This is a genomic window from Halochromatium glycolicum (genome assembly GCF_016584085.1).
Taxonomy (GTDB): Bacteria; Pseudomonadota; Gammaproteobacteria; order Chromatiales; family Chromatiaceae; genus Lamprobacter; species Lamprobacter glycolicus.
The window spans coordinates 1-14,662 of sequence record NZ_NRSJ01000047.1; the positions used below are offsets into that span (position 1 = coordinate 1).

Consider the following 14,662-nt stretch of genomic DNA (forward strand, 5'->3'; position numbering starts at 1 on the left):
TTCTTGCCCCGGTCTAACCAGACGGCGATCGCCGCGTTCTTCGACGCCATCCGGGCCGCTAACGCCGACTACCGGGCCATCATCGTGATCCTCGACCACTTCAGCAGCCATCACGCCGCCGAAGTCAGGCAGGCGGCCAAGGAACACGCCCTCGAGCTGGTCTTCCTGCCACCCTACGCACCGGACCTCAACCCGATCGAATTCATCTGGAAAACAATCAAACGGGTCATCTCGGTCAACTTTATCGGCTCGCTCGACGAACTGAAACACCACATCCGCTTGACCTTCAACGAAGCCAGTCAGTATTGCTCCTATGTGCGGTCCTGGATCGAGCGTTTCGTGCCGCATGTCTTAGACTATGAAGAAATCTGCGGATGACTATAATGTGAGGCCGCATTTTGCGGGTCAGTTTGCCTGGGGCAACGTTGCTAGAAGCTCATGTGCCTCTTTGTGCTCGCTGCTTCCCGGATGATCAGAGATGATCCTTTTCAATTGCTCACGAGCTTCCGTCTTGCGGTTCGATTTGATCAGTGCCTTTGCGAGGTTGAGTCGAATCGCTGGGCTTTCCGGGCTCAGCTGTATAGCCTTGATAAGCGTAGAGACGGCGGCTCCGAGGTTGCCTTGCTCCATCTCGATAATGCCCTTGGTATCAAGAATCGCGCCCCCCGCCGGAGCTTGCTCGATGGCCCTTTCTACAAGTTGAGTGGCTTCTTCGGGTTCCTTAGTACGCAGAAGCCAGGCAAGATTATTCAGAGCGATCAGGTTATCTGGGGAACGCTCTAGGAAACGGCGATATACCGTGATTGCCTCTTCATTACGTTGAAGCGCAAGTAGCTGATTGGCAAGGCGCAGGCGCAGTTCCTGATCCTCCGGGTGCCTTTGCATCCAGTTGGACAGCGTTTGCACAGACCCGTTTCGATCGCCAGCCTCGGCCTGAGCTTGGGCCAGCGCGCCGACCAGGTAGCGGTCGTCGGGGTCCTGTTCCAAGGCTTTCTCGAACGCCGTCAAGGAATCGTCCAAGCGGCCCTGGTTATTGGCGATGGCGCCGGCGAGCCCCAGAACCTGCGGATGATCCGGATGCTGAGCTTGCGCCGGGGCAAGCACCTCCGCAGCCTCGTCGATGCGCCCTTGCCGCGTGAGCAGCTCGACGACGATCAGCCGTGCCTCAAGGTGGTCGGGGTGAAGCTCGAGCCCGCGCTCAAGGGCGGCAAGCCCTTCGTCTTCGCGTCCTAGATCAACCAGCAGTCGGCCGAGCAGCATCGGCACGTCGGCTGCTTCGGGCTGCTGCTCCTGAAGCCGTCTCAAGATATTGACGGCAGACTCGCGATCCTCGCTTCGCAGCAGGGCCAATGTCATGAGACGCAGCCAATCCACGGAGCTGCCATACGCTTCCTCGCCTTCGCGCAGCAGGACGACGGCTTCCTCAGGCCGATCGGTTTGCAGGTAGATCTCGGCCAGTCCGCGCCGCGGTGCAAGGGCGTTTGGGTGCGCTGCAACAGCGCGCTCGAGCAGGGCTTCGGCCTCGACCAGATCGCCTCTGGCCGCATCCAGTCGTGCCGCGTTCGACAGCAATCCAAGATGCTCGGGATAGTCTTCGAGATAGGTTGTGGTTAGCGCCTTTGCCTCATCGACGCGTCCATCGCGCGCCATCAGCCCCGCAAGGTTGCTGGCGAGATCGGCCTTAGCGTCAGGGACCGAGTCCAGGCCGTCGCGGAAGATCGCTTCGGCTGCGGCCGTGTCGCCCGCACCGAGATAGGCGAGCCCCTTGAGATTGTAGTAGAGCGCAAGCTTGACGTCATCGCGGTCGCGGAGCCGCTCGATCAGTTCGAGGGCCTGTTGATGTTCTTTCGCCCGCAGCCGCTCGAGGATCATCGCGACCTCCAGGCGGAGGCTTTCCTGTTCTGGAGCGAGCTGAATGGCCCGCTCGAGCTCACTAAAGCCTTTCTCGCGCTGACCTTCCTGAAGCAGCGCGAGACCGAGCTGCGCGCGAGTGCCAGCCGATTCCGGCTCCACGGCAATGACCCTGCGGAGATGGTGCAATGCCTCGTCGGCGCGACCTTGCGCAAGGTACAGGTTGCTCATCAGCGCGAGCGTTGCTTGGTCTTCCGGGTTGTGCTCGAGTACTGAGTGCAAGGCTTGCTCGGCACGCTCGCTATCACCTTCTCGCAGGCGGGTTAGCGCGAGTAGCCGCGAGGCCTCCGCTGATTCCGGGACACGCCTGGCGTAGCGACTGAGATGGTTTTCCGCCTGTTGCCAGTTTTCGAGCGCGTAATGGCTCGCACCTAAGTAGAAAGCCGCGGGGAGGTAGTTGGGGTCACGCGACAAGGTTTCTTCCAGCTCGGTGCGTGCGTCCTCGTAGCGCTGCTGATAGAAGGCAATGAGTCCGCGCATGTAGCTCACGGCCGCGTGCTCTTCAAACTGCGCTTGCAGTGCCTGTACGTCCTGGTCGGCGCCTTCGTAGTCTTGCTGGAAGAGCTGGGTCAGCGCGCGCTTGAACCGGGGAGAGAAGGGTTGGCGAGTGGTTTCTAGCGCCTTGGTGTAGGCCGCCTCGGCCGCCTCGAGCTGGCCGGCCTCGCGCTCGACGTCGCCGAGAAGCTCCCAGGCGCGATCCAAGGTTGGCTCAGCGTCGAGTGCCGCGCGCAACTGGGTGCGAGTAGCCTCGGGGTCCTCATTCAGCCATTCGACCCAGGCGAGTCCGAGCAGCGCCTCCGCGGCCTGGGGCTCGAGCTCCAGCGCTTGGTCCAATGCGCTGCGGGCCTCGTCGAGCTGTCCTTCTGCCAGTAACGCCTGTGCACGCAGCGTCAGTGCCGTCGGTTGTTGCGCCTCGCCGAATGTCTGCATCGATGCGGTCGCATCGATGACCGCCTCGTTCTTGCCCTGCATCAGCCAGGCGCGAAGCAGCGGTAGGCGCAATGCGCTCGGGTCGCCACCGAGGTCCTCGGCGCGTACGAGTTCGGCCTCGGCTTCGACGGCCTTGCCGAGCAGCAGGTTGAATTCGCCAAGCAGGCGCCGTGCCTCGGCGCGGTCGGGCTCCTGCTGCAGCGCGTTCTTGATCTCGATCACGGCCTGCCGGAGGTTTCCCTCGGCATAGGCCTGCTCGGCCCGTGCGACATGCTCCTCGGCCGAATAGGTGACTTTGCCGCAGCCGCTGACGAGCACCAGGGCCGCGAGCCACACCGTCAGCAGTGGAATGAGGCGACGCATTGTTGACCGCGTGTTGAGGGTGTGCATGGTCCGATTCGTGTCCGTGCTGTGGTCAAAGGGCTTACGTTGAGCCGCCGGCCGGCGGTCGAAGTCCGTCAAGCGGTCTGCGAGGGTGGTCCGGCATCGATGAGCTGGCGCCCGACCATCGATAGGAGCTCGCCGATTTCGGGCTTGATATCCCGATGTAGGCTCTCCTTCGTGATATAGAATGGCCCGCGCATGCCGTGATGATCAATGATATCGCCGGCCTTGACGAAGTTGATTCCGAAGTAGCGCATGTGTCTGGCGAGTCGCGGCTCCATCATCACCACCGCCATGTTCATGCCGCGCTGCAGGCTCATGGCCGCGGCGGCGAGATAAAGGCCGAGTGCGATGTGCGGAAACACCCGGCGTTCCGTCGGCTCCAGCCCCGCAGCCTCGTCTGCCACGCCATGTGGCGTCTGCGCCTCTCCGGGGCGGCGGCGGAAGCGCGAGACGATCGCGAGTCTTGAGATCTCGCCGAAGGTCCGACGGTCAAGCTGGCTGAGGTCGAGCACACTGCGGTCTAGACTATGGCTGCAGTAGCGCTCGAGCGGCAGCTGAGGCTCTCGGCCCTGGGAGTGGTTCAGCACGAGGCGTACGCAGCCAGCGAATTCGCCTGACGGACGGTGTCGCAGTAGGCCGTGCACCGAGTGGGCATCGAAGTCATCGATCTCGCGTCCGTTTGGATGGTCTTCTTTGGACTCGAACTGCATCTCCTCGCAATACACTTGGTACCTGATCCGGTAGACGCGATCGCGCAACGCGTCGGTCTCCGCGGGGATGATCTCGAAGAATTGGTCGAAGGCGCTGGCAAGGGAGGTGGATGTGTTACTCATGTGAAGAGGAACTCTCGTTGGCGGCAGCTTCAGCCAGGGCCCTTACTTCACTGGGGCTCGCTCATTATCGCGTCGACTGTTGCCCCAGAATGCTGCCATGATGTAAACGGAGAGTTTACTGACACCAGCTTCAAGGCACCAGTTTACAAGCAGTCTGACAGACTGATGTGATGTGAGGCTCACAGAGCGCACAACACCGGCTGGTATCTGGGTCAGCCTTATAACATACTGCCTGCTCAAGCGTATCTGGGCCGGTGTCGAGCTTCTGGATGCCCCGTGACGGCTGTGCGCCTCGCTCATGCGTAGTGGTAGTAAATTGAGATCTGAGCCCATCTTCGCCATCCGGTCTTTCGCGATCGTTCGAGTCGGCATCGACTGTTCGAATGGGCTAACGTGGCTTTCAAAGACCCCTCATGGCTGACGATGATCTGTTGGCGGTGTGATGTTTGAGGCGTTCTATGGACTGAGGGAGGACCCGTTCCGTCTCAGCGCTGATCACCGGTTCTGTTTCCCGCACCGAAACTACGCGCGTGCGCGGGCCTACGTAGACTATGCGCTGCATCGGGCTGAAGGGTTCGTGATGGTGACCGGCAGCCCGGGCACCGGTAAGACCACGCTGATCAACGAGCTGCTGAGCAACCTGCCAAAACAGACAACACGGGCGGCGACACTGCTGAGCACGCGCTTGGAGGCCGAGGATCTGCTGCGCATGACGGCGTACTCGCTCGGGCTGAAGTCCAGGGAGCAGCCGAAGGCGATGCTGCTGCAGCAGCTGATGGAACGGGTCAAGGATGATTACCTCCGGGGCATTCGCACCCTGCTGATCATCGATGAGGCGCAGGATCTGAACGCCCCAGCGCTCGAAGAACTGCGTCTGCTGACGAACCTGCACGAGGGGAACCGACCCCTGTTGCAGATCGTACTGGTCGGCCAGGAGCCATTGCGGCAGCTGGTCCGCCGTCCTGAGATGGAGCAATTGCATCAACGGCTGATCGCAGCCTGGCATCTTCAGCCGCTTGGCCCGGAAGAGGCCATCGCTTACGTGCGCCACCGACTCGAAATCGCCGGCTGGCAGGGTGATCCGGTGTTCGAGCCAGGGGTCATGGAGACGGTGTTCGCGTTCAGTCAGGGCGTGCCGCGACGGATCAACCTGATCTGCAGCCGTTTGCTTCTGCATGGCTGCATCGGTGAGCTGCACAGCCTCAGCCGCGAAGACGCCGTTGATCTCGTTGCCGAACTCGGCGAGGAGGAGCTCGCGCCAGCGGCTGACGGTCGGTCCGCTGGCTCGGATGCCGAGGTCGACTGGGCAGCGATCGACCAGGGACTGATCTGGACGCCGCCGGAGCCTGAGCCGTTGGCCCATCCGTCGCCAGATCCTTCTGCGACCGTTGCCAATCAGGCGGAAGAGGATCTCCAGGAAGAGGGGCTTCAGGAAGAGGGCATTCAGTCAGGCGAGAAGGACGCCGCAACAGACGAGCCCGCGCCTGAGGCAACCGCAACCGGGAAGCTGGCGCTCGACCCAACGGCTGGGCCAGAGACCGGCGGCCCTGAACAGTCGCTGAGCGCATCCAACGCGAGTTGCAACTCTGGATCAAGTTCTGGCGCCGGCACTGGTTTTGGTGCCGGCTCTGGCTCTGGCTCGACCCCCCCGGCGTCTTCGGCTTCAGCTGAATCGGCAGCCCCGGATGGCCAAGTTAGCCCTGTGGCCCGGTCCGATTCATCTGCGGATCGCGAGCAAGCCGGGGTTGGCTCTGCTACTGGGGCGGCGCAGGCTCAGCAGAAGCCTATCGAGGGGGCTTCCGCGCAGCGGACTGATGCCAAGTTGGGTCCCCCGCCTGGGCTCGCGGTGGAAGACGTTGATCAACGCACTGCCGATCTCGATCTCGGGAGTCCGCCGCCCGGTCTCGCGGTGGAAGACGCTGGCGATCTTCCCCCGACTCCTTCTCCAGAACGATCCCCGCCGGCCTTGATGCCTGTTGGGCCGCGAGCGAGACGCGTCCGAGTGATGAGGAGACGCGGTCCCATCGTCCTGGGTATCGTTGTCTTTGTCGTGTTGATCCTGTTGCCTCGCGACCTGCTCGAATGGCGCGCCTCTGATCTCTTGCGGCTACTTCGCTCGCCGGATGTCTCCATGGAAGGTTCTTCGCCGCCATCGTAACGTTTTCTTACCAAGGGCTGATCCAGACCATGCCAAATTTCTCACCGTTATGGACGTCTCGTGCGACCAGTGCTCAGCGCGATCTGGAGCCCGGTTTCTTGCCGCTCCGCTTTCTATTGCTTGGATTGTTGGTGAGCGGGCTGTTTGTGCCGATGCTGCCTGCATCTGCTGCCGACGCGCTCGAGCGCGGGCGGGCGCTGGCGCAGCGGGTTGATAATCGGCCGGATGGCGACGATGCGGCCAGCCAGGGTACGATGGTGCTCTCGGAGGCCGGCCGCGAGCCTCGTGTCCGGAAGCTTTACAGCTTTCGACGGGAGGGTGCCGGGGGTGAGGTCGCTAACCTGATCCGTTTTACGGCCCCGGCAGATATCGCCGACACCGGCTTGTTGACCATCGACCACGCCGATGGCAGCACGGACCAGTGGATCTATCTGCCGGCCCTCAAGCGGGACCGTCGCATCCCGTCGTCGCGTCGTGGCGGACGTTTCGTCGGCTCTGATCTGTTCTACGAGGACCTGCAGGACCGCGACGTCGACGAGGACCGGCATCGGTGGCTCCGCGAAGAGACCCTTGAAGGCGTCAAGACCGAGGTATTGGAGAGTGTCCCGATCGACCCGGACAGCTCGGTCTATGGTCGACGCCTCAGCTGGATCCATCCCGAGACGCTGATCCCGATGCGGGTCGATTTCTACCGGCCCGGAGAGCCGAGACCGTTCAAGCGCCTTCGGGTCTACAAGGTCGAGCGGATTCAGGGCTACTGGACGGTGACCGACAGTGTGATGAAGGATCTGGAGTCTCAGCACCAGACGCGAGTAGTGAACGAGCAAACCGTCTATGATCGCAATCTGCCGGAGCGTCTCTTCACCAATCGTGCGTTGCAGGACCCGTCGCTCGAACAGCGGTTCCGCCCTTGAACGCCATCTGCTGTGGTCGATCCGGTCCCTTTGCCTCGCCGTCGACTCGAACGGAAGGTCTGGCCTGCACTGGCTGACGGCTTGAGCCTGTTGCTGAATCCTGTGCTGACCCGCGATATGGCGCGCTCGCTTCTATTTGGCGTCAGCCGTCAGCCGTCTTGTGCCGTGGCTGGTAGGGTTTGCCGATGCTGAATCCTCTGCGCCTCCCGCCTGTTGCGGCACTGCTGATCCTTGTGGTGATGGCGATCGCGCCGTTGGTGGCCGCTGCGCTGTCGCTGACGATCAACAATTCCGCTGAGGCCTACGTCCCGCCTCAGAGCCCGGCGGCGGTCTTCGAGCGTGAGCTGCGCGAGCGCTTCCCCGGTGACGAAGTGTTGGTCGCGGCCTTCGCCGGCGAGCAACTCTACGGTGACGCGTTCCTCGAGCGGCTCGAGCAGGTCGTCGCGGTGATGCAGCAGCATCCGCTGGTGGAGCGGGTGCTGGCGCCGGAGACGCTCGATCACATCAGCGGCAGTGTCGACGGCTTCCAGGTCGAGCCGCTGCTGGATTCGGCGATCCGCACGCGCCTCACGCCCGCGGAACGGCGCGCGCGGCTGCAAGCGGATCGCTTCGCGCCCGGCCTGCTGGTCTCGGACGATGGTGAGCTGATTGCGCTTGCGGTGCGGCCTCATGAGCTTGAGAATAGTTTGCAGCGCTTGGAGGTGGAAGGCGCCTTTCTGGATGCGCTGGGGCAGGTTGGGATCAACGATGCGCTGGTGGCGCTGTCGGGGCAGACGCCGCTCGACGCCGCGCAATTGCGCGCAACGCTCCGGGACAGCCTGATCTTCGTACCGGCAACGCTGCTGATCGGTCTGGCGCTGATCGCCTGGCTGTTCCGGCGCTGGCTGGCCTTGATTGCGGCGCTCGCGGTCATGCATGCAGCCGTTGGCACGGCGTTGCTGACTTTGGTGCTGCTGGGGCAGCCCTTTACGCTGGTCACGGCCATCCTGCCGCCGTTGATGGTCTCGCTCTCGGTGGCGCTGTTGCTGCATCTCTACAACGCGCTCGCCCTCGTCGAGCGGGGCAGCGGGCGGCATGCGGGGGTCGGTGCTGTAGAAGGGGCCGGCGCTGAAGCAGCGGTGGCGGACGTCGCCGCCACCGTCGCTCGATCCCGACGAGTGGAGCGGGCCTGGGAGGCGATCCACCGACCGGCCCTGTTCACGGCCTTGACCACCGCAGCGGGGTTGATCTCGTTGAGCATGAGCGAGATCCCGCCGGTGCATGCGCTCGGCCAGGCGGCCGCGGTGGGCGTGCTGATGCTCTACCTGCTGGTCGCCTGGGTCCTGCCTGCGATCTTCGCGCGCTGGGACCGGGGCGGCTGGGCGCGACCCGGACGAGGCATCAACGTCTTGGATGCGCCGGTGGCCTGGCTGCGCCGGCTCGGGATGCGCCGCCCGCTTTGGGTCCTGCTGGTTACGGTGGGGCTGTTGGCCGCGGGGGCGCCGCGCATCGCCGATGTCGAGGTCGAGAGCGATCTGTTCCGCTTCTTCAAGGCCGATCATCCGATCACCCAGTCCAACCAGCTCCTGACCGAGAAGCTCTCCGGTGTCACCGCGCTGGAGGTGGTGTTCGAGGCGCCGTCCCGCGGTGCGTTCAAGGAGCTGGAGCAGCTGCGGCAGATCCAGGGTTTTCGCGAATGGGTTGCGGGCCGCGACGAGGTCGATCGCGTCACGACCATGGTCGATGTGATCGAGGAGATGCACTGGGGCTTTCACGCCGAAGACCCGACGAATCGGCGCCTGCCGGAGCGGGGCGATCTGATCGCGCAGTACCTTTTTATCTACGATGGCAACGATCTCTGGGAACTGGTAGACCGTGATTTCCAAACGACGCGGGTCTTGCTCAATCTTAATATCAACGGCGCACGTCAGATCAATGCGACCATCGCTGCCATCGAGGACTACCTGCAGCAGCAACCGCTCGGGGAGCTGGACTTTCAGACCGCCGGCTTCGGCCGACTATTCGGCGATCAGGAGCAGCTGCTGATCGAGGGACAGATTCGCGGGCTGCTGCTGGCCGCCGGCCTGATCTTCGTGCTCATGCTCGTCATCTGGCGCTCGCTGTCGGCCGCGCTGCTCTGCATGGTGCCGAATCTCTCGCCGATCCTGGTGATCTTCATCGTGATGGGCCTGTTCGGGATCTGGCTAGATTTGGCGACCGCCATGATCGCCGGCGTTGCGGTCGGCATCGCCGTCGATGACACGATTCACGTCTATTACGGTTACCGTCGGCGCCGCCGAGCAGGCCGTTCACCGGTCTGGGCGCTGGCGCGAACCTTTCAACATGCCGGGCGGGCGGTGGTGGCAACAACCTTGATCCTCAGCGCGCAGTTCTTGATCCTGGGCACTTCTCAGTTCTTGCCGACGATGGAGTTCGGACTGCTGACGGCGCTCGGGCTGGTGACCGCGCTGTTGTTTGACCTGCTGGTGCTGCCCGCCTTGGTGATGGTGACTGCGGGCGCCTGGTTTAGACGTTCGACGGCGCCGGCATCGTCGCCTACGGGTGGTCAGACGGAATGATTGGCGTTTCTCCCTTGGCCCGATTTGCGCTGGCCCGGTTTGCGCTGGCCCGGTTTGCGCTGGCTGCGGTGCTTCTGCAGCCAATCGCGACGACTGCGCAGGTGATCGAGCTCGGCAGGCCGGCGCCGCCGCTTCCGGAGGCGGCCGGCGGTGCTGAGCCTGAGCCTGAGCCCGAGGAGGAGCTCGAGGATGAAGTCAAGCCAAGAATGCCTAAAAGGACCGATCGTCCTGCGGCCGCGACAGCGAGGCCAAACGCTGCCCTGGGAGACGATCTAACGGCCGAGCCGAAGCTTGATCCAACGAGGTCAACGACAGGTTCGGCCTTTCGCTCGGCCGCTCAGCCAACCATCGAGCTGGAAAGGCTTTGGCTCGAGGCCGGGGTCCTTACCCAAGACCAAGGCCAAGCCGACACCAGCAACTATTTGCGCGGGGATCTCGCCGCCGAATGGGTCCTGAGCAGCCAGTGGTCAGTCCGCCTGGCCGGTCGTCTCGACGGGGCGTTGCAGACGGGCGTCGACAATTTTGACACCCTTGAGCTGGACTACGGCCCCAGCTATCTGCGCTATCAGGATCAGAATCGCCGCATCACGCTCGGACCGCAGATCGTCACCTGGAGACGCGTCGACGAAATACCGCCGACGGACCGGCTTAGCGTCCAGGACATCAGCCGCGCTCTGCTGGATGATCTCGAGTATCGTCGGCGCGCAGTGCTGATGGCGCGATGGGAGGAGTTCATTGGGGACTTCAAGCTCGACTTCCAGTATATTCCGCGCTTTCGTCCCGCCGAGACGCCGCGTCTCGACAGCATCTGGTCGCCGGTGAACAAGCGCAGGGGCGAGCTCATCGGAATGCCGTTCAGTCCGTTGATCGCGCCGCTCGTTCAGCGTGGACGTTTCGAAGAGGATGCCGCCGGGGACGGCGGATGGGGAGTGCGACTGAGCCGGCCTGGCCGCGGCTTCGATTATGCGCTGACGGTGCAGGAGACGCGGCAATCACTCCCTTACTTCGCGCTCGACCCACGGGTGCGTGCGCAGCTCTTGGCAAACCCGCGCGATCTCTCCGGCGCGCTGAGCGCGGCTCCAGACACCTTCGTGGCTCAGTATCCGCGCACCTGGGTGGTCGGTGGCGACCTCGGGCTGGTGACCGAGCAAGCGACCTGGAGGCTCGAGGCCGCCTGGCTCAGCGATCAGCCTGCCACGACGGCCGATCTCCGTTATATCACCCGCGAAGCGATTGACTGGGTCGCGGGGGTCGAGTTCTATCCGGGCGACCAGGAACTGCGTGTGAATCTCCAACTTGGTGGGACTCAGCTGCTCGATGCGCCATCAGGATTGCTCGACCGTCAGAAGACCTTGAACCTATTCGGTGATCTGGAGGGTGGATTTGCCCGAGATCGTTGGCGCGCCCGGCTGCGCTTCTTCGCTGGGCTCGCTAAACGTGATCTCTATCTCAATCCGCAGATCAGGTTCCTCGGCTGGGAGCCGCATGAGATCTATTTGGCCTACCATTATTTTGAGGGTACCGACCAAACACTGGGTGGTTACTACCAAGAGAATGATTTTGTGGCCCTTGGTCTGCGGACGCACTTCTGACGCCTCGGCCAACAGCACTTGTTGTATTGCTGCAAATCGTGGTATCTGTGCTTACTAGCCGCGTGAAAATGTGCTATTTTGCAACAGTGAGTCGCATGCTCCGCCCTCATCGTATCGCTGCGTCAGCTCGAGGCGGGGCACCTAAACTACGTCACGTCAAGCACCCAGTGTGGCTGGAGGATTGGTAGTGAAGATATGCTTGTCAGGCCATAAACGCACTGTACCTCAATGGGCGGTACTGTTCCTCGTCGCCTTGGTACTGCCTGCTTGCTCGACGGCTCCAAAATATCCCCCGCTACCATCGATGGCGCTCGACGAGGCTCCCGACTATCTGATCGGGCCGGGCGATAACGTGAACATCTTCGTGTGGGGCCTGCCGGAACTGTCATCTTCGGTTCCGGTCCGTCCTGACGGCAAGATCACCACACCGCTGATCGAGGATGTGCCCGCCTCTGGCCTCACCCCGACCGAGCTGGCGCGCGAGATGGAGGAGGTCCTGGCGACCTATGTGCTCGATCCTGTTGTGACTGTGATCGTCACCGGATTCGTCGGCCCTTACAGTCAGCAGGTGCGCGTCGTGGGTGAGGCAACGAATCCTCAAGGTGTCCCATACCGAGAGAACATGACAGCGCTAGACCTGATGATCGAGGTCGGTGGGCTAACCGAGTTCGCGGCCGGTAATCGCGCCAGTATTATCCGCGAGGTTGACGGAAAGCCGAAGCAGTTCAGCGTGCGGCTGGATGACCTCATCAAGCGCGGAAGGATCGAGGAAAACGTCTTCATGCTTCCGGGAGACATCTTGATTATTCCTGAGACCTGGTTTTGAGCGCCTAGACTCGGAGTTGCCACGCTCGAGTAGAATCGCAATTTGCGTCGTAGGTACCGGATCGCATGCATGAAATTTTAAGTCAGGTGCTGGGGTATCTGCGCGGCATCTGGCGCTTTCGGTGGCTGGTGCTGGTTGTCGCCTGGTTGGTCTCTCTCGTCGGCTGGGGCTATACGGCTACCATACCGGACGAGTACCGTGCTTCTGCACGGGTCTATGTGGACACGCGGACCATGCTGGCACCGCTGTTGCGGGGTCTCGCGATCGATCCGGACATCAATCAGCGGATTCAGATGATGACGAGGATGCTGCTGACGCGTCCGACGCTCGAAAAGGTGGCGCGCGCGACGGATATGCATCTCGCTGCCGAGACCGACTCGCAGATGGATGCGTTGGTCGGCAAGCTCCGGGGGGGCATCGGGATCTCGGGCGCGCGGGACGCAAACATCTACACGATTTCGTATCGCTCGCGTAGTCCTCAGGACGCCTATGCCGTTGTTCAGGCCGTACTCGACATCTTCGTCGAGGGTTCGTTATCAGAAACGCGTGCGGATTCTGACGTCGCGCGGCGCTTCATTGATCAGCAGATCGAGGCGTATGAGCAACGTCTGAGCGAGGCTGAGGAGAGGCTTGCGAACTTCAAGAGGGAGAACGTTGGGATGCTGCCCGGCGAGAGCGGCGATTACTATTCTCGGCTTCAACAAGCTCAGAACGCTCTCAACGAAACCGAGCTCAGGCTTCGCGAGGCTAAGCGCCGCCGGGACGAGATCGAGCGTCAGCTTACTGGCGAAGAGCCAACGTTCGGCATCATGGGGCCAAGTGGACCCTCGGGCGCATCCGTTGACCCTGCACTCGAGTCGCGCATTCAGCAGCTGCAGGAGCGGCTCGATGAGCTTAGACTCAGCTTCACCGACCGTCACCCCGATATCCGCACCATCGAAAGGAAGCTAGAAGAATTCAAAGCGCAGAGGGAAACCTTAATCGCTCAACAGCCCGAGACATCGGGCCTGCAGCAGGGCGGTGGACTTGAAACGAATCCGGTCTTTCAGCAGTTGAGAATGGCCAAAGCCAATGCGGATATTGAGGTGTCTTCGCTACAGGTTCGGGTTGATGAACAACGGCGGCGGGTCGAGGAGCTGCAGAGGCTCGTTGATACCATTCCCAAGATCGAGGCTGAGCTGAAGCGCTTGAATCGCGACTACTCGGTCAATCAGCAGAACTATATGGCCTTGCTGGAACGACGGGAACAGGCAGAGATGTCGCAAGACGTCGAGGACCAAGGCGAGCAGGTCCAGTTCCGTATCATTGAGCCGGCCCGGGTGCCGGGCTCACCGGTAGCCCCTAACCGACCAGCCCTGTTTTCCGGTGTATTGGTGCTTGGACTGGGCGCAGGCGGTGGTTTCGCCTTCTTGTTATCGCTGCTGCGGCCCGTCTTTGATGATCGTCGCACGCTGAATCAGGTAACCGGCTTCCCGGTTTTGGGCAATGTCATCCTGCACGGCACTGAGCAGCAGCGCAATAAGAGTCGTCTTGAGCTCGCCTCATTCTTTGTTGTCGCCGGCCTGCTGTTGGCAGCCTATGGTCTAACATTGATCACTGAGGGCAGCTATCTAAAACCGATTGGGCAGTTGTTGGCATGACCAAAGAGAATGACGACAGTACCAGTCTGATCGAGCAGGCAGCGCGACGGCTGAGTGAACAGGCATCAGGATCTTACTCGGAGCCAGCGGTAGCATCAGCATCGGCAGCGCCAGAGATAGATGATCATGACCTTGATCATGGGGATCAAGTCAATATCGATCTCGTCAGTTTGAAGACTCAAGGCTATGTGACCCCTGATGCCGATCGTACTCGAGTCGCGGAAGAATTCCGAATCATCAAGCGTCCGCTGCTCGAGAATGCGTTCGGCCGTACTGCCTCGTTGGTCGAGCAGGGCAACCTGATCATGGTCACCAGCTCGTTGCCGGGCGAGGGAAAGACCTATAGCGCCATCAATCTGGCGATGAGCATCGCAATGGAGATGGATAAGACGGTGCTATTGGTCGATGCCGACGTCGGTCGCGCACGCTTACATCGCGCGCTCGAGATCCCGTCAGGCCCTGGGCTCATCGATTTGCTCCTGAAGCCTTCGTTGGATGCCGGCGATGTCATGCTGCGGACGAACGTGCCCAAGCTGCGCATCATTACCCGGGGCGAGTATCATCCGCGCGCCAACGAGCTGCTAGCGAGTGGCGATATGCAACGGCTCGTGCGAGAGTTTGCGAATCGATACGAGGATCGGATCATCATCTTTGACGCACCACCATTGTTGGTCACCAGCGAAGCAGTCGTGCTGTCCGGGCTCGTGGGCCAGATCGTATTCGTGGTGGAGGCGCACAAGAGCTTACAGCATACTGTCAAGGATGCATTGGGTCTGCTGGATACGTCCAAGCCCATCGGCCTAGTCCTCAACAAGGCCCGATCGTTTCCAGGGGCAAGTTATTTTGGCTACGGTGGTTATGGATACGGCTATAACTACGGTCCAGATGGGGCGGGTCAATGAATCGAGCCCGC

Annotated in this window: 10 protein-coding genes; 8 read left to right on the forward strand and 2 right to left on the reverse strand. The window is 61.9% G+C overall.

Annotation, left to right across the window (positions count from 1 at the left end; all coding sequences use genetic code 11):
• Positions 1 to 378: transposase (locus CKO40_RS19395; protein ID WP_200348107.1), on the forward strand; the 378-nt coding region annotated here is incomplete at its 5' end.
• Positions 379 to 405: 27 nt separating this feature from the next.
• On the opposite strand, the gene prsT is transcribed toward CKO40_RS19395, so the two are convergent.
• The gene (gene prsT / locus CKO40_RS19400; RefSeq protein ID WP_200348108.1) at positions 406 to 3,204 is read right to left on the reverse strand and encodes an XrtA/PEP-CTERM system TPR-repeat protein PrsT; all 2,799 of its coding nucleotides are present in this window, start codon (positions 3,202 to 3,204) and stop codon (positions 406 to 408) included.
• Between the two features lie 95 nt (positions 3,205 to 3,299).
• On the reverse strand, positions 3,300 to 4,061 hold the full coding sequence (locus CKO40_RS19405) for a PEP-CTERM/exosortase system-associated acyltransferase (RefSeq protein WP_200348109.1): 762 nt from the start codon (positions 4,059 to 4,061) through the stop codon (positions 3,300 to 3,302).
• Positions 4,062 to 4,503: 442 nt separating this feature from the next.
• Here CKO40_RS19405 and CKO40_RS19410 point away from each other — a divergent pair, with 442 nt between their 5' ends.
• The 7 genes from CKO40_RS19410 to CKO40_RS19440 all read left to right on the forward strand — a co-directional run bounded on the left by CKO40_RS19410 (position 4,504) and on the right by CKO40_RS19440 (position 14,651).
• Positions 4,504 to 6,219 carry an AAA family ATPase gene (locus CKO40_RS19410; protein WP_200348110.1) on the forward strand — a complete coding sequence of 572 codons (1,716 nt, stop codon included), beginning with the start codon at positions 4,504 to 4,506 and terminating at the stop codon, positions 6,217 to 6,219.
• Between the two features lie 152 nt (positions 6,220 to 6,371).
• Positions 6,372 to 7,133 (forward strand): outer membrane lipoprotein-sorting protein, encoded by a 762-nt coding sequence (locus CKO40_RS19415; protein ID WP_420827399.1) that lies wholly within the window; start codon positions 6,372 to 6,374, stop codon positions 7,131 to 7,133.
• A gap of 185 nt (positions 7,134 to 7,318) precedes the next feature.
• Positions 7,319 to 9,691, forward strand: coding sequence for an efflux RND transporter permease subunit (locus CKO40_RS19420; protein WP_200348112.1), 2,373 nt, complete (start codon positions 7,319 to 7,321; stop codon positions 9,689 to 9,691).
• A 14-nt stretch (positions 9,692 to 9,705) separates the two neighbouring features.
• Positions 9,706 to 11,283 (forward strand): hypothetical protein, encoded by a 1,578-nt coding sequence (locus CKO40_RS19425; protein WP_200348113.1) that lies wholly within the window; start codon positions 9,706 to 9,708, stop codon positions 11,281 to 11,283.
• A 193-nt stretch (positions 11,284 to 11,476) separates the two neighbouring features.
• Positions 11,477 to 12,109 (forward strand): XrtA/PEP-CTERM system exopolysaccharide export protein, encoded by a 633-nt coding sequence (locus CKO40_RS19430; RefSeq protein ID WP_420827400.1) that lies wholly within the window; start codon positions 11,477 to 11,479, stop codon positions 12,107 to 12,109.
• Between the two features lie 65 nt (positions 12,110 to 12,174).
• On the forward strand, positions 12,175 to 13,749 hold the full coding sequence (locus CKO40_RS19435; protein ID WP_200348115.1) for an XrtA system polysaccharide chain length determinant: 1,575 nt from the start codon (positions 12,175 to 12,177) through the stop codon (positions 13,747 to 13,749).
• Positions 13,746 to 14,651 (forward strand): XrtA-associated tyrosine autokinase, encoded by a 906-nt coding sequence (locus CKO40_RS19440; RefSeq protein WP_200348116.1) that lies wholly within the window; start codon positions 13,746 to 13,748, stop codon positions 14,649 to 14,651. Before CKO40_RS19435 ends, CKO40_RS19440 begins: the two co-directional genes overlap by 4 nt.
• Positions 14,652 to 14,662: the final 11 nt, after the last annotated feature.